Source organism: Rhodococcus opacus (assembly GCF_012396235.1).
Lineage (GTDB): Bacteria > Actinomycetota > Actinomycetes > Mycobacteriales > Mycobacteriaceae > Rhodococcus_F > Rhodococcus_F opacus.
Genome location: NZ_JAAXPA010000023.1, coordinates 116,861 through 134,805, shown reverse-complemented (window position 1 = coordinate 134,805; position 17,945 = coordinate 116,861). Strand labels below are relative to the sequence as shown.

At 66.0% G+C, this 17,945-nt stretch carries 17 protein-coding genes; 8 read left to right on the top strand and 9 right to left on the bottom strand.

Features of this window, described 5'->3' with window-relative positions; genetic code table 11:
• Positions 1-261: 261 nt before the first annotated feature.
• The 3 genes from HGB39_RS26670 to HGB39_RS26660 are packed head-to-tail and all read left to right on the top strand — an operon-like array spanning position 262 to position 3,671.
• Positions 262-747, top strand: a complete 486-nt coding sequence (locus HGB39_RS26670) for a hypothetical protein (protein WP_210752991.1) — start codon at positions 262-264, stop codon at positions 745-747.
• Positions 744-1,649, top strand: coding sequence for a hypothetical protein (locus HGB39_RS26665; RefSeq protein WP_064079972.1), 906 nt, complete (start codon positions 744-746; stop codon positions 1,647-1,649). The genes HGB39_RS26670 and HGB39_RS26665 overlap by 4 nt, the downstream gene beginning before the upstream one ends.
• Before the next feature lie 12 nt (positions 1,650-1,661).
• Positions 1,662-3,671 carry a serine/threonine-protein kinase gene (locus tag HGB39_RS26660; protein ID WP_064079973.1) on the top strand — a complete coding sequence of 670 codons (2,010 nt, stop codon included), beginning with the start codon at positions 1,662-1,664 and terminating at the stop codon, positions 3,669-3,671.
• A gap of 215 nt (positions 3,672-3,886) precedes the next feature.
• On the opposite strand, the gene HGB39_RS26655 is transcribed toward HGB39_RS26660, so the two are convergent.
• Both HGB39_RS26655 and HGB39_RS26650 read right to left on the bottom strand, forming a co-directional pair.
• On the bottom strand, positions 3,887-4,192 hold the full coding sequence (locus tag HGB39_RS26655) for a hypothetical protein (protein WP_064079974.1): 306 nt from the start codon (positions 4,190-4,192) through the stop codon (positions 3,887-3,889).
• Between the two features lie 537 nt (positions 4,193-4,729).
• On the bottom strand, positions 4,730-5,248 hold the full coding sequence (locus HGB39_RS26650; protein ID WP_064079975.1) for a hypothetical protein: 519 nt from the start codon (positions 5,246-5,248) through the stop codon (positions 4,730-4,732).
• 601 nt (positions 5,249-5,849) lie between these two features.
• On the opposite strand from HGB39_RS26650, the gene HGB39_RS26645 reads away from it, so the two are divergent.
• The 3 genes from HGB39_RS26645 to HGB39_RS26635 all read left to right on the top strand — a co-directional run bounded on the left by HGB39_RS26645 (position 5,850) and on the right by HGB39_RS26635 (position 8,454).
• Positions 5,850-6,731 carry a hypothetical protein gene (locus tag HGB39_RS26645; RefSeq protein ID WP_247607507.1) on the top strand — a complete coding sequence of 294 codons (882 nt, stop codon included), beginning with the start codon at positions 5,850-5,852 and terminating at the stop codon, positions 6,729-6,731.
• A gap of 305 nt (positions 6,732-7,036) precedes the next feature.
• Complete coding sequence (locus HGB39_RS26640) at positions 7,037-7,318, top strand: hypothetical protein (protein ID WP_248949649.1); 282 nt, start codon at positions 7,037-7,039, stop codon at positions 7,316-7,318.
• Between the two features lie 77 nt (positions 7,319-7,395).
• Positions 7,396-8,454: a hypothetical protein gene (locus HGB39_RS26635; RefSeq protein ID WP_064079977.1), complete on the top strand. Its 1,059-nt coding sequence runs from the start codon at positions 7,396-7,398 to the stop codon at positions 8,452-8,454.
• A 144-nt stretch (positions 8,455-8,598) separates the two neighbouring features.
• Here HGB39_RS26635 and HGB39_RS26630 read toward each other — a convergent pair whose 3' ends face one another.
• The 3 genes from HGB39_RS26630 to HGB39_RS26620 form a co-directional block, all read right to left on the bottom strand.
• Positions 8,599-9,186 carry a hypothetical protein gene (locus tag HGB39_RS26630; RefSeq protein WP_064080021.1) on the bottom strand — a complete coding sequence of 196 codons (588 nt, stop codon included), beginning with the start codon at positions 9,184-9,186 and terminating at the stop codon, positions 8,599-8,601.
• A 269-nt stretch (positions 9,187-9,455) separates the two neighbouring features.
• Positions 9,456-10,100 carry a hypothetical protein gene (locus HGB39_RS26625; protein ID WP_155755969.1) on the bottom strand — a complete coding sequence of 215 codons (645 nt, stop codon included), beginning with the start codon at positions 10,098-10,100 and terminating at the stop codon, positions 9,456-9,458.
• A gap of 499 nt (positions 10,101-10,599) precedes the next feature.
• Positions 10,600-10,977, bottom strand: coding sequence for a hypothetical protein (locus HGB39_RS26620; RefSeq protein ID WP_210752990.1), 378 nt, complete (start codon positions 10,975-10,977; stop codon positions 10,600-10,602).
• Between the two features lie 615 nt (positions 10,978-11,592).
• Here HGB39_RS26620 and HGB39_RS26615 point away from each other — a divergent pair.
• Together HGB39_RS26615 and HGB39_RS26610 are read left to right on the top strand one after the other, a co-directional pair.
• Positions 11,593-11,991 carry a MobC domain-containing protein gene (locus HGB39_RS26615; protein WP_064080023.1) on the top strand — a complete coding sequence of 133 codons (399 nt, stop codon included), beginning with the start codon at positions 11,593-11,595 and terminating at the stop codon, positions 11,989-11,991.
• The gene (locus tag HGB39_RS26610; protein ID WP_064079979.1) at positions 11,988-13,706 is read left to right on the top strand and encodes a relaxase/mobilization nuclease domain-containing protein; all 1,719 of its coding nucleotides are present in this window, start codon (positions 11,988-11,990) and stop codon (positions 13,704-13,706) included. Before HGB39_RS26615 ends, HGB39_RS26610 begins: the two co-directional genes overlap by 4 nt.
• Before the next feature lie 42 nt (positions 13,707-13,748).
• On the opposite strand, the gene HGB39_RS26605 is transcribed toward HGB39_RS26610, so the two are convergent.
• From HGB39_RS26605 to HGB39_RS26590, 4 genes are all read right to left on the bottom strand, one after another.
• Positions 13,749-15,335: a pentapeptide repeat-containing protein gene (locus HGB39_RS26605; RefSeq protein WP_064079980.1), complete on the bottom strand. Its 1,587-nt coding sequence runs from the start codon at positions 15,333-15,335 to the stop codon at positions 13,749-13,751.
• A gap of 83 nt (positions 15,336-15,418) precedes the next feature.
• On the bottom strand, positions 15,419-16,171 hold the full coding sequence (locus HGB39_RS26600; RefSeq protein WP_064079981.1) for a hypothetical protein: 753 nt from the start codon (positions 16,169-16,171) through the stop codon (positions 15,419-15,421).
• A 210-nt stretch (positions 16,172-16,381) separates the two neighbouring features.
• Positions 16,382-17,194, bottom strand: coding sequence for a hypothetical protein (locus tag HGB39_RS26595; protein WP_155755970.1), 813 nt, complete (start codon positions 17,192-17,194; stop codon positions 16,382-16,384).
• Between the two features lie 34 nt (positions 17,195-17,228).
• Entirely contained in the window at positions 17,229-17,933 is a 705-nt protein-coding gene (locus tag HGB39_RS26590) for a hypothetical protein (RefSeq protein WP_064079983.1), read from the bottom strand.
• Positions 17,934-17,945 lie beyond the last annotated feature (12 nt).

The following is a 17,945-nucleotide window of genomic DNA, read 5'->3' as shown; positions in this document are numbered from 1 at the left end:
ATCGAGCCCGAGGGTTGCCTGCCGAATTGCGGTCCGGGGATTCTGGAGACTCCGATCGAGCCCGAGGGTTGCCTGCCGAATTGCGGTCCGGGGATTCTGGAGACTCCGATCGAGCCCGAGGGTTGCCCCCCGAACTGCCCCGATCCGAGGATTCCACCGGAGACTGTATGTAGTGATAGTGCGTTGTGCCCGCCGGCGCGGGAGATTCCCGCTTCCCCGTCACCGGGGCAAGGACCTGCAACACCTGTTCCTGGATCGGTCGTGCCGATTCCCGGGATCCCAGCAACGGTGATTCCCGGGGTCGTCGTGCCCGGCGCCGCGCAGCCACTACCAGTGCAACAGGCCCTCGAGCTGAGTGATCCGGCGGTGGCCCCGGGCGCACCGGTGACGGCCTCGGGTTCGGGGTGCCCCCCGGGTGCCGGGGTGGCCCTGTCGGTGGAGGGTGTCCGGGCAGGCGAAACCCAAGCTGACGCGGGCGGCTCATTCGAGGCCCCGGTCAGCCCGGTTGTCGCCGACGTCGGGCGCCATCAGGTGTCCGCCGAATGCGGGCCGGTCCTGACCGCGCCACTCGATATCGTGTTGGTCAGTCAGGCCACCGGATCGACCGCCACCTCGGTGGTGATCGTCTTCTTCCTCCTCATCGGCCTGCTGATCTACCGGCGCCGCCTGCTCACACCACAGTCGTACCGCGAGGAGCCGCAGTCGGATCTCGAGCAGCCTCAGTCCGATCTTGGGGAGCGGTCATGATCACCCGGTGGCTCGTTGCGGTCGCAGTCGCCCTCGGCGCAGCGGTATTCGCCGCTCCCGGCGCCGGCGCAGCCGAGCCAGTTCAGATGTCGGTGACCGTCAACGGTCAGGACGCTGCCTCGGCTGGCCCGACCAACCCGATTCGCCTCGACCCGCACAGTCCGGCCCGCGTCCAGATGACACTCACCAACAACACCGCAGATGTTGTCACCGTCGGTGCCGTCGACGTGTCCGGGCACGTCCTCGGGTTGACCTTCTTCTCGTATCACACCGCGGTCGGCCTGACCGTGGAGCCGGGACAGACGCAGACCCTCGACTTCGAACTCGATCCTTCCGGCCTTGACGGTCAGGCCACCGGCCTGATCAACGGGACGGTCACCGTCACCGGCGGAGACGGTGCCGTCCTCGCCGAGACGGCCACCGTCACCGATGTGCGCGGCTCACTGGTCTCGGTGTACGGGCTGTTCGGGCTCGCCCTGGCAATCCTCACCGCCCTCGCGGTACTCGACGCCGCTCTCGGCATTGCTCGGCGCCGGCTGCACGAGAACCGGTGGCGACGAGCCACGCGGATGCTCACCCCGGGAATCGGGATCGGGCTGGTGCTCGCTTTCACCCTGTCCGCGACCCGGGTGTGGGTGCCGACCCTGGATCGGTGGCTGCTCCTCGCCGGCGGGTTCGCGGCCGGCTTCTTCCTGCTCGGCTACCTCACCCCGACCCCGGACACGGAGGACGACTTGGACGAGGACTTCGGCGACGAGATGGACGAGGACGAAGAGGTCGTGGAAGAGGACGAACGGACCGGGCGGATCGGTGAAGATCCCACCGACCGGTTCTCGCCGAGCACCCCTGCCCCGCACCGACCGCCGGACACCCGCCCCTTCACCGACCGACCCACCCCCTGACCGGACCGGCACATGGAAACCGACATCGATCGTGTCGCCGCCGCCCTCCCCGCGTACGAGGTGGGCGGCGAACTCGGCCACGGCGGATGGGGAGTCGTACTCGCCGGACAACACCGCGCCCTCGGACGCCCGGTCGCGATCAAACAGCTTCCGCCCGCCTTCGCCACCGACCCGGGCATCCGGCGACGGTTCACCGCCGAGGGCCGGCTGCTCGCCTCCCTCGACCACCCGCACGTGGTGCCCGTCTACGACTTCGTCGAACACGACGGCCTGTGCCTGCTGGTCATGGAACTGCTCCCCGGCGGCACGGTATGGAACCGGTTCACCCGCACCGGATTCAACGCGCACTCCGCCGTCGCGGTGGCTCTGGCCTGCGCCGCCGGGCTGACTGCCGCCCACAACCGGTCCATCCTGCACCGCGACATCAAACCCGAAAACCTGCTGTTCGCCGCCTCCGGGGCGATCAAGGTGACCGACTTCGGCATCGCCAAGGTCATCGGCGGCAACGAAACCCTGGCCACCAAGGCCGGCGACGTCCTCGGCACCCCGTCCTACATCGCGCCGGAACAGGCCCGCGGCGGCGAGCTCACCCCCGCCACCGACGTCTACGCCCTCGCCACCATGCTCTACGAACTCCTCGCCGGGGAACTGCCGTTCCCGGCCGCCGACGACGCCATGGCCTTGCTGTTCATGCACGCCTTCGACGACCCCACCCCCCTGCAGGAGACCGCCCCCGCGATCCCCGACTCGATCGCCGATGTGGTCATGCGCGGACTCGCGACGGACCCGACCCTGCGCTACCCGTCCGCCGAGGCCTTCGGGATCGCGCTGGCCTGCGCCTCTACCGGACGGTGGGGCCCGGGGTGGCTGACCACCGAGGGCATCCCGGTGATGGGAGCCGACACCATCGTCTCGGCCACCGGTCTCGGCCCCCCGCACACCCCGACTATGACCGACGGCGACGAGCATCCCCCGTTGCCGCTGACCCGACCACACGCCGCACCCCGGCGGCCCGTCCCGGGCTCTCCCGGCACCGAATCGCCCCGGGCCGACCCGGCAGCCACCACCGACCCGACGGCACCAACAGCACCGACCGGACCCAACGATCCGACCGCCTCACCCACCGCGCCGGCACCCGGGTCGCGTGCCACCGAGCCGCCGCCGACGGTGCGCCCGTCGATCACCGTCCACGCCCGCGGCGCCCGCCTGGCCGACGTCTCCGGCGCCGACCTCGTCAACGTCCGCACGGTCGTGAAGCTCCCCTCCCCCCGCATTCCGCTGCTCATCGCCGCCGCCCTGGCAGTCATCACCGTCCTGGTGGCCTTGCTCGGTCTCGGTTCGCCCCCGATCGATGTGCCCCCGGTCGGCGCTGTCACCATCGCCGGCGCGGACCCGGCCGGCGGTGCGCCCGTCCCCCTCGATCTGACCGCGCCGGTGCCAGTGACGGTGGCGGGAGCCGGCCTCGCCGACGCCGCGACTCTGGCCCTCGACGTCCTCGACATCCCGGTCAAGAACTCCGGCGCCGCGCCACTGATCAACCAGGGTGGTGCCGCGGCCGCGACCCTGCCTCCATTCGGCGGGCAGTATTTCGTGGCCGGAACTCTCAATGGAACCCTGACCCTGCTCCAGGCCGGTCAGGTGATCGAAACGTGGACGTTTCCGGTCCGCACCACGCAGCCGGCGACCACCACCGCGGCCGCCGTCGGACTCGCCGCTCTGGCCCTGTTCGCCGTGGCCTACCTCGAATCGTTCCTGCGCTCGCTGCGCCGGGGTCGGGGCCGGATCACCGGAATCATCGGTGCCGCCGTCACCGGCGGCGTGCTCGGCGCCGTGATCGTCGGTGCCCTCTGGATTCTCACCGCGCGCCCACCGACCACCACCACCGTGGTGGCCTGTGCGGCAATCGCGGCAGGGGCCGGGGTCGCCGCCGCCATCGGCGCCGCCCGGGTCGGCCGTCGCCGCCGCTACCGTCGAACCCACCGCAACACCAGATCCGCGGGCACCACCACCGACCAGCGGTAAAGCTCGTACCCGCCGACCGCATCGCCTGGGAACGATCCATCCCGAACGCGGCCACCCGTGGAGCCAGCCACGAGCCCGCCCGGAGAGCGCGGACCCGATGCCGCACCATCTGGTCCTCGTCGCAACACCCAGTGAACGGCGGGAAGTGGGACTGTCGCCGCGAACCGCGGCATCTGAGGCTGAAAGATGTTGTCGCACAGAAGAGGATGAAGCGGTTACGGGATCTCCGGAGGATCGGGCAGTCCGATGGTGGGGCCCGGGAAGGCGATCCCGTCGGTGCCGACACCGACACCACCGACGGTAATCCCGGGCAGGGAAACACCGGGGATGAAGACGGAGACGGTCGGTGCCGGCGGCGCAGCCGAGGGATCGGCCGCGGTAGCCTTCTCCGGCACTTCCCGGCTGTAGTCGACCCGCGGGTCGCTGTCGTTGGTTGCCGCACCGGCGATTCCCCCGCCGACGGACAGGGCAACTGCGGTGAACGCGATCAGCGGGACAGCGAATTTCATAGTGTTCGACATGGTCACACTCCTTGCGTGATGAGGTCGTGAGAGGTCTGGGGCGCCCGGAAACGGTCCGGATATCGCCAAGGTCAGCCTTCGGGCTCTGGACTCACCGCCGATCTCGAGAAAGTCCTTCGATTGGGCGCCCCGGCGGGTCGGGAAGTCGGCGGTCTGCGGCCGAGGGGGAGCGGCACTGGTCCGTCCCACCTACCTATTACCGGCCGGTCGAGCTGTGGCGCGCGTCACCACGGGCTCGAGGATGAGGACGAAAGATGATCCCCGGCGGTGGTGGCCGCAGGAGTGGTCTATGCGGAAGGGGAGTTTCGACACAGCGTCTTCGGGGTGATACGTCGCCGTGCCGTGCTTGGTGTGATCGACGGTGACGGAGTCAGAGCGGGCAGGTGCACCACTGTCCCGATGTCCTCGATAACCCAGTGTTCTCGGGTGGAAGGGCTCGCCGCAGGTCCCTGCGCGCATGTGCCCCACGGGGCCGGCCCGTGTCCCCGTGGGCCGGCCCTGTGGAGTTCGCGATCCCTTCCGGGCAGGAGATCGCGATCAGCAGACGAACGGAATCGGGATGAAGCAGGGGCCGTTGCCGCCGCCCTGCGCAGGTGCCTGCTTGATGGTGCCGCCGTCGCCTCCGGGGGACACTCCACCGTTGCCGCCCGCGCCGTCGCCTCCGAGGCCCCAGCCGCCGAACCCGCCGCCGCCGGTGGTCGGTCCCGTGGTGGCGTCACCGGAGCGTGCGTTGCCGCCGTCGCCCCCGCTGCCCGCCTCGCTGTTGCCGTTGCCGCCGCCGTTGTTCAGTCCGATGGTCGGACCGCCGAAGGAAATTCCGGGGGCACCGGCACCACCGTCACCGGCATTGGCGTCGCCGCTCTCGGCATTGCTCTGCGCGTCGCCGCCGGTACCGGGGGCGCCGACACCCGGTGCGCCGACACCCGGTGCGCCCGGGGCGCTGCCCCCGGCGCCGCCGGGCGCCGCCGGTTCGGCGGACGCGATTCCCGCACCCGCCGACAGCGCGAAGGCTGCAATGGCAATCGCCGTGATGGTGCGCTTCTTGATGTTCGACATGTGAAACTCCTTGTGTTGCTTGCTGGTTTTGCTGTCCTGACAAGATTCCCGCGAAATGAAGCGGATTGATATCCTCGGCAGGTCTGAAATTCCTCACCCCGCCTCGATAGGGCATCGATAGGGCATCGATGCGGCCACGCTCGGCGCTGTTGTGTCGCGGCGTCACCGAACCCGTTGACACACACTCCCTTCGCCAGGAATGAGACGGTTATCCAAAAATATTGGTGTAATGCGGATTTCGGTACGGCACCACACGCCAACGGGATCACACAGGACATCCGGCGCTCCGCAGACGATCCAACGCAGCCACCTCGGGGACGCCGCCTTGCTGCGAGATCGGCAGGAAGATCGATCGGCCCGAACTCGACAGGTGACCGCGCCGACGAGGGGTCTCTCCTCTGACCCTGAGGTGGAAGTCGTGTCCGACCACGGTGTTAGTCCATGTCGGGCCCGGGCGTGGATGCGCACGGAGCGGGTCCATGAACTCCATGGGGTGAGGAACTTCCACCCCGCTGTCGAAGATCCTCCGTGCCCGTACGGGAGAAGCTAGTAAGCGTTGATCGGCACGGATCGCTGCCACCCCGTCAAAGAAAGATTCGCCATGAGGCCCACCTCCCTTCGCTCGGCTCTTCTGATCAGTGCTGTTGTACCCGCAGCTCTCCTGCTCCCCGCACTGGCCTCGGCCGCCGAACCTACGTCGGAAGGTAGCCAGTCGGCCTTCGAGCGCGAGATCGACAAGATCGGCTGGCACGATGGCTTCGAGATCACCGTCGACAAGGTGACCGCGAAATCGGACGACGCCTCGACGACGCTCGATTTCGACCTGAACTACAAGAACCTGGTCGGAGTCAGCCACACCCCCACCGACAAGGCCTACCTCGAGGTCGATGGCGCGGTGGTCAAGCTGTCCTTCGACAGTCCCGAGATCGCTGGCGGCGGGGAAGCCTCCGGCACGGCGTCCGCCTCCCTGAAGACTTCGTCGGACACACCCGACGTCGACGACGTCGTCGACAGTGTCGTCCTCGTTTACGGCCAGGCCGACCAGAACCAGACCCGAATCCCGCTAGCCGAACACGACAGCGTCGAGAGCGTCGAGCCGAGGGGCATCCCTGCCGGGATGACATTCGGCACCGACATGGAGATCACCCTGGACGAGGCGTTCCTGTGGCCGAGTTACCAGCCCGGCGAGAAGGACAAGCACGAGGTCTGGGTCAAGATCAACGCAAACTGCGGGCGCTGCTCGACCGGCGGCTTTTCTGATGTCAACCCCGGCGACTTCGAGCTGACGGGACCGGACGGCCAGTCCAGCCGCGGCGACAAACGCGGCGGATTCATCTCCGAGAACGTCTCCTCGATTAGCAAGATCGAAGGCGAGTGGATCGTCTTCGTCATGGACGAACCCACGCCCGGCGCATACACCTTCCTGTGGGAGAACAGCAACGCGGCAAAGCCCGCGCAGGCCTCGACACAGATGACCCTCTGAGCGCCGAACGGCCAGGCCGCGACCTCAGGCGTTCCAGCGCTGCCACTGGGAGACAGGGTGCGAAAACATCCTCCACCCTGTCGTTGACGCTTTCCGCGCAGGTCGACGGCGACATGGTCGTTCCCCTCCGGGATCTGTTCGAACTGGGGGTTTGTCACCCGATGTCCGTAGCGCCTGAGCGGTGGGCTGCGCGGAGTTCACCTCAAGGTGCCAGGGCGTACCTACTTCCGGCGGCCGTGGCGGCGCTGACTGCAAACAGAGCCCGGCTGATTCGGTTCCTCGGCGCAACCCGGACGCCAGTGGGCGTGGCAGCCCTCGTGCGGCCCCAGCTGGTGCCGCTGCCTCTCGGGATCAGTGCCGGTTCCGACGGCGACACGGTGGCGCGGCTGTTCGCCATCCGCGAGGTAGCGGTGGGCGCGGCGGCCCTGCAACCGGACCCCACGGGACACCGGCTCGGGTTGGCCGCGGGCGTGCTGGTCGACTCGGCGGGCGTGATATCCGACGACGTCAGCGCGACCGGTGCCGTGCTCATCGGGGGCACTGCGGCACTCTACGCGGTCGCCGGCGCCTACGTGCTCGTCACCTGAGGGGCGCCGGGGGCCGGGTTCCCGCTTGACCTACAGGACTTGTCCACATAATTGAGGCGAACGGTGACACCGAGGCCGTGGAGGCATTGGCGCAGTGCCAGCGCCACTCGTTCGACTACGAGGCCCGCAGGTTACGGGCGGATCGGAAGGAGAAAGCAACCCGCGCCGAACGCACCGCCCCGTATGCCGAGGCCGGGTTCACCGTACTCGACCGCGATCCCGGCTTTGGCGACGACTCGAAGATCCACTGGCGGTACATCGCCACCGCTGAGGACGCCGAGGTGGACCCGCGCGCGCATGTTACCGAGGAGCAGGTGCGGCAGCGGCCGGACCTGTGGGGCGTGTGGGTGCGCACCGAGACGATGTACGTCGAAGTCGAGTCCGGAGAGCCGGTCGAGGAGGCCGACATCGACTGGGACACCTTCGACGACCCGGACGTCGAACCCGAGGAAGGGTTACGGCACGCGAACTCGGTCGAGGAACGCGACGTGTATGTGCCGCAGTTCTACTTCCTCGACGTGCTGCGTGCCGAGGAGGCCGGCCTGGTCCCGGTCAACGGTGGCCGCTACCAGTTCAACCGGGCGATCCAACTCGCCGGGTTCAACCCGACCAGCCCGTTGCCGGAGGACGAGGAAGCCCGCGAGGCCGCACTCCTGGCGGCTGAGGAAGCTAAGCGGGTGCAGCGTCGCCGGGTACGGGAGCTGAACAAGTTGGCCGAGTCCGCGACCGACGTGAGGCGTGAGTTCATCCGCGAGATGCTGTCGGCGAACAAGCCCCCGAAGAACGCCGCCACGTGGACGGCGATGATGGTCGCGCTCGCACCGCACCAGTTGTCGGAGTACCACTCGTCCGATCTGCTCCCGGAGTTGATGGGTGACAAGACCTGGACGACGTACGACGCGAAGAAGAAGATCGCGGCCGCAGCGACAGCGGCCAGCGAGTCCCGCGCCTGGATGCTCACGTTCGCGCTCACTGTCGCGGCGATGGAGTCGCGAATGGCGAAGGACGCATGGCGGTCGCGGCCGCAGTACGTGAGCGAGTACCTCGGGATGCTCACCGCCAACGGGCACACCCTCGCGAATGTGGAGAAGGTGATCAGCGGCGAGCTGCGGCCCGAGGACATCGACATCGCCTAGTCATGAAACGGCGCGTTCCCGGAAGTGCGGAGTCCGGGGGCGCGTCAGGGAGGGGATGGAGGGTGTTCGGGGCATCGAGCCCCGAACACCCTCTGCGCATCAGCCGTGTGCGTGCACCTGGGGGGCTGTGCGACGCACCGTCAATCACCAGAGCGTGAGTGGCAGGCCGGCGGCTTCGGCGCGGCGGATCCGTAACTCGATGCGGTCGGGTTTGTCGCCGTTCGCGAGGCCGGCGCGGACGGCGGCGGCGATGGCGCGGGTGCGCCCGGCGGGACCGCGGATGTCGGCGAGTGGACTGGCGAGGTTCCGACGCCGCAGGTAGTACTCGGTGCGGTTGACGGCGTTGGTGCCCAGGCGCATGTGGTGTGGGTTGACGCAACCGGCGAAGTCGCATTGATGGCACAGCACCGCGTCATCGGCACCGGACCACCCCAGCCTCGGGATCACTCCGTACTCGAGTTGGTAGGCGAACAGGTGCGCGGGCACGGTGCCACGTCGAGACGCGCCGGGCAGGCTCGCTGCACGAAAGGACCCGTGTCCGGTTGATGAGACTCCGGCCAGCCATGGGAAGCACCGGTTCCCGGCACGCAGATAGCGCTTGGCCTCGAACCGAGCGACGATCGTGGGCTCGTCGAGCCACGACCGCCACAGCCGTGCGGGTACGCGCACGGGTTGTGGCTGTCCCAACAAGGCGAGTTGCTCGAACTCTGCGATCTCCGGGGTCTCGGGCATGCCGGGAAGCGTGGGAATGCCGCCGGTGACGCTCACTGGTTTCTCCGCTCGAACCGCTCTCAAGGTGCTGTTACCCGAGGAGGGTAGAGGCGGGGACCGACAGGCCGGACACAGAGTCTCGTATGGATAGTCGCGGACGGTGTAGGCCGAGCGTCAGTAGTGACGCAACGAGAGTGAGGCAGGAGTCCCGCCCGCTCTACAACGAGGTCACGATGCCTAGCCGGGCGTACGTCGCGAGCGCGACGATGCTCCCCGGCGTTAGTCGCGAATCAGGCCTTCTTAATCGGGAGGCCGCGGTTGATCCCCGCCTCCTCAAGTACCCGCCTTGTGGAGATCAGCGTGTAGAGGTCGCCACCGGCCAGGTACCCCCACTCCTCGTCCATCTGGTTGTCCTGCACCTGCCGAGTCAGTCGGCCCGCATCTTGTCCGAGTTCGCTGTGATCGCATCGACTGTGTTGATCGACGAACAGCTCAGTTCTGCCATCTGGGTGATAGACGAAGATTGCGCACGCCACTTCGAGGTGGCGAAATTCGGCCGGCCCGTGTTTCCATCGACGTACCTGGCCGGTGAAGCCGGGCAGTGACGGCAGTGGAGCATCCTCGTGTGCAGGCTCCACCGCAAATTCCGTCACCACCCTGGTTCCATCGTTCAGTACATCAACGAACCAGTCGAACGGTTGATCCAAGGCCACTCCCGGGATGACCAATGGGATTCGCTTCGCCGCACGCACATCGATAGAAAGCGTCCTTTCAACATCGATCGGCAGGGTCTGATAGATCACTGCCACATGGCCGCCGTCCTTGCGATCCAACAGACCCACAAGATCGAGACCCTCAGCCTGAGCGTCTGGACCGCCCACTGCCAAGCTTACGAAGGTGGTAGTGCCCGGAATTCCTTCTGTCTGAACGGTCACGGCATCCTTAGATGGCGCTTCAGTAGGCTGTCGGAGTTGTGAAGCCGGGAACTGAAGTACGAGCGATGCGCGCCACCCCGACGTGATCTCAGTACCTGCACGCTTCCACTTCGCGATTGCATCTCTGTCTCCGGGCCGTAGCGACTCGCGGACTGACGCGCTGAATCCGAACTGTGAGTAGTTGTTCGAGTGCAGGCTGAACTTGAAATGTTCCGCGCGGTCCCGAGGTGTCGCATACAACTCGTTCGAGATGTTGTTGCCCTTCCCGGTCCACACCCGCCATTCGGCCGAGCGCCTTCCATCTGGCGCCTGGACGTAGAAGCGAATGACTGAGTTCTTCTTCGGCGCCACATTAGGCCTTTCAGGGGGAATTGGCGGAGCTTGACAACGATGACAGACGTCAGAGCGCCTCTTACTGGGACTCGTTGCATCAGGCACGAGGGCCCAAGAAACAATGGGGCGGGCGAGGACGAGCGAAGCTGGGGATGTCGGTGCTCTTTCAGGCCGACGCGGCCAGGGATTCATCCGCCGGCCGGGGCGCGGAGTCCGTCGAGGCGGTCGCGGTTGGGGTCCCCGGCTGGTCCTTCTGTGCGGCCTTGCGGGGCCGGCGTTGCGGTCCGCGTCGGTTGGGCTGGCTGTCGTCGGCCTGCCACCGCTTCAGGTCGGCGTCGGTGAATCCGGCGCTGCGCGCTTCGGCGATCGCGTCGGTCAAGACCTTCTTGTTCGCCGCATCCGTGCGAGCGAACTCCTCGCGGGTGTCAGCGAGAGTTTTGTGTGCTGTGGCGACGACACGGATCGCTTGCATCTTCTTCTCGGCTTCTCGTCGGATCTGTTCATCGAGAGCGGCGAATTCGGTTTCCAGCGACTGGTTCTCCATGCGGTCGATCGTATAGACGTTGCGCGCGAATCTCGAGCCGTACACGCGGAGTGTGCGCGAGTCGAGTCGCGCTCGGATTCCGTTGTCCCCGGGTGGGTGTCCGGGTAGGCGTTGGGTGCACACGACACAGCGGAGCGGAGACATGTCGTGTGTGCCCAATGCCGTTAAGCCCGGTACCCACTTGGGGACAACTCCCCCGCGGCGAAGTCGCGTCGGACGCGCGTAGCGCGGGCCCATTGTCAGCCCGTTCGGGCGCCGGCCGACCACAAGTGTGGAGCGCTCTGGTCCTCGTGTGGGTGCCCGAAGATTCTCTGTCCCGCTCCGCTCGATCTCAGGCACCCACAATCGGGTCCGCGCCACAGGTGGGGACGGCCGGAAAACCGGGCAAAAGGAACTCGCTGCGCTCGTCCTGTGCTTCTTTCAAGAACGGGCACACGCACACGCAAACGCAGGCGCTGCGTGCCAACTGATCGAGCCCCGGCGGAGCAAGATGGATACTTAGGTGCCCTAAGTTGGGGTCAGGTCTTCTGGACGCTGCGCTCTGGACCTGAGACACTGTCGTGTAGCCCCACGTGGTGGGGGCGCTGCGCTGGGCCGAACTGAGAGGTGACGACGATGAGCGATGAGACCGCTGATCGTCCGCGCCGATTTCGGCGTGAGCGTCGTGCGAACGTCGACGGTGGCCGGCAGGCCAGGCACGTAGTGAAGGTGACTCCTGAGGAGGAGTCGGCGCTGCTGGCGAAGGCGCAGCATGCGCGGGTGAGTGTGCCGCGGTTGCTCGTTGAGTCCGCCCTCGCGGAGCACTCCGAGACCGCGTCGGAGCGCCGTGAATTCGCGGAGCAGTTGTTCGGCGCGTTCCGGTTGTTGTCGGCGATTTCGATCAACGTCAACCAGATGGCCAAGGCCACCAACGCCACCGGGGATCTGCCCGAGAATCTCGGGGTCACGCTCGGCGAGGTGCGTCGGGTAGCGATGCGAATCGACGGCATTCTGCAGGAGTTCGACGCGCGATGATCGTGAAGATCACCAGCGGTGAGAAGATGACCGGCCTGCTGTCGTATCTGCAAGGTCCCGGGCGGTCGAACGAGCACACTGACCCGCACCTGGTGGCGGGAGATCCGGCGATCATGGCCTGGCATGACGACAACGAGTTGTCGCACCAGGACGCGATCGCGATTGCCCGTCAGATCGATGAGCCGCGCCGGGTTTTCGGTACCGAGGTCCGCGAACCGAATTACCTCCGCAATGACAATGGCGAGGATGTGCGGGACTCGCACGGCAAGAAGGTGCGGGACCCGATCGACCCGTGGCGGGATGCGAACGTGTGGCACTGCTCGCTGTCGCTGCACGTCGACGAGGGACAGCTCACCGACGAGAAGTGGGGCGCGATCGCGCAGGAGTTCATGGACGGCATGGGGTTCACCGAGACCTCCGGCCGCTCCCCCGCCCGCTGGGCCGCGGTCCGGCACGGTGTGTCCACCAAAGGCAACGACCACATCCACATCGCGGCGTCCGTGGTGCGCGAGGATGGTACGAAAGTCGACTTGTGGCGGTCGAAGAAGCGCGCGAGTGAGCTCGCGGGCGAACTGGAACGCAAGCACGGACTCGCGGTCATCTCCTCCCGTGAAACTAGCTCAGGCGAACGCGGTTACCACCGGGCCGAGAAGCATCGTGCCGCACGTGAGGGTGCGCCCGAGTTGGACCGCGAACTTCTCGCACGCCGCGTCCGGGCGTGTGCGACCGCGTCGAAGTCCGAGGCGGAGTTCGTGCGACGGCTGCGCGGGCAGGGATTGGTCGCGCGGCCCCGTTTCGCTTCGGGGCGAAGCGACGTCGTTGTCGGTTACAAGGTCGCTGTTCGGCCCGCCGCTGGGCACGCTCCGGTCTTTTACGGCGGAGGGCATCTCGCCAAGGACCTGACCTTGCCGCGGTTGCGCAGCGAGTGGGAGGACAGCCCGCAGGCGTCGTCGGCGGCAGTCGCCGAGTGGAACGCGGCTCGCCGCGACCTGCCGACGGTACGGGCGGGACGGGAGAGTCAGGAACTCGACCCGAAGCTGCTCGACCGGGCCACTGCGGACATCGGAAAGTGGAACGCCTACCTGCGGTCCATCCCGCTAGAGGACCGGGCACAGTGGGCACGCGCCGCCGGTCGTACCGCTGGGGTGTTCGCGGCGTGGTCCGCGAAGATCGAACCGACACCTGGACCCCTGGCCGCGGCGGCGCGTCAGCTCGCTCGGTCCGCGCAACTTCCGGCGCACCGGGCGTACCGGGCGCCGAATGGCGCGATGTCTGCGGGTGGTGCCGCGCTGATCGTGATGCAGACCAGTGGGCATCTTTCGAAGAGCGTGTCCGCGATGCTGTTGCTGCGGCAGTTGATGAAAGCGATGGAGGCGATCGCGGATGCGCATCGCGCGTCAGGTGAGTTGCACCGGGCACTCGACATCGAGTACGCCGTGCGGAACGAGCTTGCCACCATCCACGCCTCCCAGCCAGGGCTGTCGACGCCAGTTTCCGCGCGCGACGAAGTGTCGGTGGAGCAGACTCGCACAGCGACGTTGACACTCACACCGGAGCAGGAAGAGTTGCGGCGGCTCGTCGCGCTCGACAATGCCGCACCACCGTCCGAGGCAGTGCGGCGTTCCGGGTCACCGATTCCCGCGCCGCTCGACCCGTCCCCACGCACTCACGCCAGTCGCGACCGCACACGCGGCAACAACGGCAACGAAAAGTAGGAGTGCAGCGCCCGCTGACTCACCGAATATTGCTGCGCTTGGTCAGACCGATTGTTCCGTAGAGTTTTCGCTGTCCTCGATTGAGAAGTTGATTCTTACGCCTGTGGTGACGGTCAGTTCTCCGGAGGTGACTTTGACCGAAAGGTGTTTCGTGCGAAGCAGACGGTCGAACTTCGCGGTTGCGTTCTTGTCTAGTGGCCGAAACTCAAGATCCTTGGATTTCGCTGACATGAACAGGGACGCACTCTGTCGCGTTTCGGGATCCATCACGACGTTGAAACCGTGTGCCACGAACTTCACCGCATCCGTGACCTTTACTCCGATCAGAGTCGCGCCATAGAGATTGCCGAAGCCCGTCTGCTGCTCGGTAGTGATCGTTGCGGCGAAGAGCCTGGGGTTGATGATGACGGCGTTCGTCAAATTGGCGTCCTCAAGAGTTGCGCCAGACAGGTCCGTTCGGTCCAGTGTCGCGTTTCGCAGGACTACTCCGTCCATCTTCGCTTGGGAAAGGTTTGTTTTGGTCAAGTCGGCGTCTTCGAGATTGGCGTTGCGCAAGTCGACTCGGGCCAGGGGCAGATACGCGAGGCGGGCGTGGCGTAGGTCGAGACCGCGGAGTGTGATGCCGCGAAGATCGATCCGAGCCTTAGGGATAGGACCGGATCTTGCAAGCGTGCGATAGAGATCCTGCATCGCCTGGGCCAATCCCGCGGGGGATTTGTCCCTGCCTTCGGTTTCTAAGGTCCTGATCTCGCTGAGCGACTCTAGTGCGGCTTTACGGACGTCTTGATCCTTCTTGAGGAGGATCAAGAATTGCTTGTCACGATTGCCTTCAGTGACGCTGGCGCGGACTTCGGGGATGTTGCGCAGGTACGCGCAGAGCATGTCCACGCAGACTTGTTGCTGCCGGTAGTCCTGCACCGCAAGCCAGTCATTGGCCAGAGCGGATAGTACGTAGACGCCGCCGAGGCGGATCGTGGGATTGTCACTCGCGAGTTGCTCGACAGCCTTGGCGTACCGGTCGTGCAGGTTCGAAATCTGCTCGGCCTTCTGCTTCTTGCGCTCCAGGTCCAGGTTGGCCGCTGTCGTGGTGACTTCGTGTTGGTGAGCATCCTCGGTTGACTTCTGCCTTCGGTATCCCACGAGTAGCGCGGCGATGGCTCCGATTGCGCCGAGACCAAAGGCAGTGGATCGGGAGACATCGAGTAGCTCGCTGCTCTCCAACGACCAAGCAGACTCTCCAGGTGCAGTGAGGAGTTCGGCCTGCCAGTAGAACAGCAGTGCGGCAAGGACGAGCGTGACGATGAGGCCGATCGCAACCAACCATTTCAGCGACAGGTTCGTGCCATCCGGCTTGATATGGGTAGAAGACCACCGACGAAGTTTCGGGGCCGCCAACACCGCCAGTAGGGCTGGGCATGCAAGCACCATCACGAAGCCGATCCACTGCAACGTGCTCCAGTTCCACCGAACATCGACACCGTCAGGCGTCGCAGCTTCGGCGACGATCCACCAGAGTGTGAACGCGACTGCGGCGGCTGCAAGGAGGTAGACGATTCGGTTGCTCACGAATGCGTACGCTCCGCGCAGACGATCGATGATCGCCTTGCTGGACTTATCCGCCGTACTCATCTGCAACTCCCGCGCCGTACCTATTGTTTGGTGGAATTATGCGGGTGGGGAGTGTGGGCGCCGCAGGCGGTAGCTGTCTGTCGTTATCCCGTCTCGACGCTCAGCCCAGGTCGCGACCGCGCAACCTTAAGAAGATCACGCCAGCTCGACAGAACATCGCCAGAGAGATCGCTGAGCTCCTCCTTCACGGCCTCGTATTCAGTAACTCCGCCCTGCCGCGCGCCTTCAGCGCGAATGCGGCCTTCCCAGTGCTCTATCTCGCCCTCAGGGTCGTACTGGGGGGCTTCCAACTCGTCACGCTCATCGGTGGCTCGTCGAAAGAAGGTATCGATGGAAGCAAGAAAGCTACTTCTCGCCGCCTCCAGTTCTGGGTCGCGGAATTCCCACTCCTTGTAGCTATGCCACAGATCCCGCAATCCAATGAGATCGTCTCTCTTCCAGAACCATCCGTGGAAGGTCTCCAGCCAAGTCCAGCGCGCCCTGTCGCTGATCATCCGATTGAGATAGGTCTGGTCGTCGCGGTGGGAACGAAGTTTGAGGTCTGCGAGTTCGGCTTCGACGATTGCATGCGCTGCAGCGGTCGGCCGACGATTGCCCTCATCGCGGAGCGCAACTGCCCAAGTGTGCTCCTCATGCCATCGGATGGCGAGATAGGCGATGACGAGTCCCAAGACGAGGAGGATGATTGACAGCTTCTGTGGCGGATTTGCCAACCAGGGTACGGCTGTCTGGCTCAACCAGTTGGAAGTATCAGGGAGCACCAAACCGACCACACCCAGGAAGGTGGAAAGGCTGGCGATACCCAAAAACCATGATGTCTTTTTCTTGACAGGCATTTGAGCAGTATCTATCGCTCGGATGCGGACGCACTCTCTCAGGTGGGGGTGGCGGAAGGTTCGCGGTGGGTTCAGTCGATCGCCGGTGCTCTCGCCCCGGTCACGAAGATGTGCCTGACGGGAACTGCTGCGGGGGTGATCGCGCTGGCAGGCTTGCAGCGCGCACGTTCCCTTGGCACCTGGCGATCGACTGAACCTCGTGCCGTGCGGCTACGGACGCCGCAGGTCCGGTAGCGATCGACGTCGACGAACTTCACGCAGCTCCGACGCCGGAGTTGCATCGAGGGCGTCGGGCACAATGCCGAGCTTTGTCTGAATGGCATCGACGAGTGCCTCGAAGACGGAGTGGTCCCCCGGCGCCGGCGGGGACCATCCACCACCGAAGCGGTCAGCGTTCTCGCCGAGCCCGTAGTCGGTCGGGCTTTGCGGGAACTGGTTCCCGGATGGGTCGATTCGGAGGATGCGGTACGTGCCGCGCCCGTCTTTGTCTGGTCCGCCGTTCCACCGCTCGACCGAGTACACCAGCACCTTTTCGCCGGTGACAACGTTGGTGAACTCTGCGGCAGGGGTGTCCTGCCGCAGGTCTCGGCGGTCGTCCGGCACTGGGCACCCATGGCGGGCGATGACGAGATCCGAATGCAGATCCTCGCGGTGCCACGGTGAGGTGGTTGCGCTCGCGACGGTCCAGATCTCTTCGAGCGCGCCGTGCACGGCCAGAAGATGCTGCCTGTCTTCCGGCCCCATTGGCGAATTCACGTCGTACCCTCGGACGCGGTCGCCTGTCCGCTCGGCCCACCGACGCAGCACAGCCCCGGCCGTCTGTGCTGATGCGTGCGCACGCTCACGGCGAGTCATGCCGACCGCACGTCGCGCCTTCCGCACGCTCATCCCGCCAGTGACCAGCACACCTACGGCCTTGTCGCGCACCTGGTGGTCAACCTCCGTTGCCTGCCGTGCACGGCGGCGAGCCTCGGATACCGCGCCGCGCATTGCGTCTCGAACCGCCTCGTCCTGTGCTGTCATTACCCCTCCCTCTGTTGAGCCGGCCGCTGCATGCTCACCGGCCAGTCATCGTCCGCTCGGCAGACTTACCACGTCTGGCCCGACCCTTGCGGGCCTTGGGATGGCTGCCCGTGCCGGCCACCGCTTCGACCGGGTGTCTGGCTTGGTCGAGGTCGGCGCGCATGCGGGTGGCGACTTCTTCTTCGTCGATGCCGGCGGCTCTCATCTGGTCGGCGTCCTCTCCGCGTCTTTCGGCGGAGTCGTAGTCGTGGTCGGCCACCGAGCGCAGCGAATCACCGCCAGGTGCCTGCAGTTCGGCGTCGGCGCGGGCTTTTCGGTTCTCGGCATCGCGCAGCAGGGCGTCGACGACCTTCTCGTCCGCGCCCGGAGCGTCCACGTCGATGCCATACCGTTTGGCGGTTTCGGTGCGGATCCGTTCGACGGCTTCCGATGCGACCTGGGAGTGTTCCTTCCACGCTTGTGCGTGCTGCCACTGGTCGGCGATCTCGCCGGGCTGTGCACGGTTCCACCATTGGTCATCGAACGAGGCACGCAGGTATGCCTCGGCGCCAGCGCGACTGGTCTCTAGCCGTTGTGCAAGTTCGCGGGCACGTTCGGCCGATTCGCGGCGCGCCTGCTCGAGGTCACGCTCACGGTTTCGAGCTATCTTCTCGGCCATGCGAGAGGCCAGCTGCAGTGCGACCCGCATCATGGCGTTGACTTCGTGGTTTGCCGAGTCGACTTCGGGACCTTCGGACATGTCGTTCTCCTA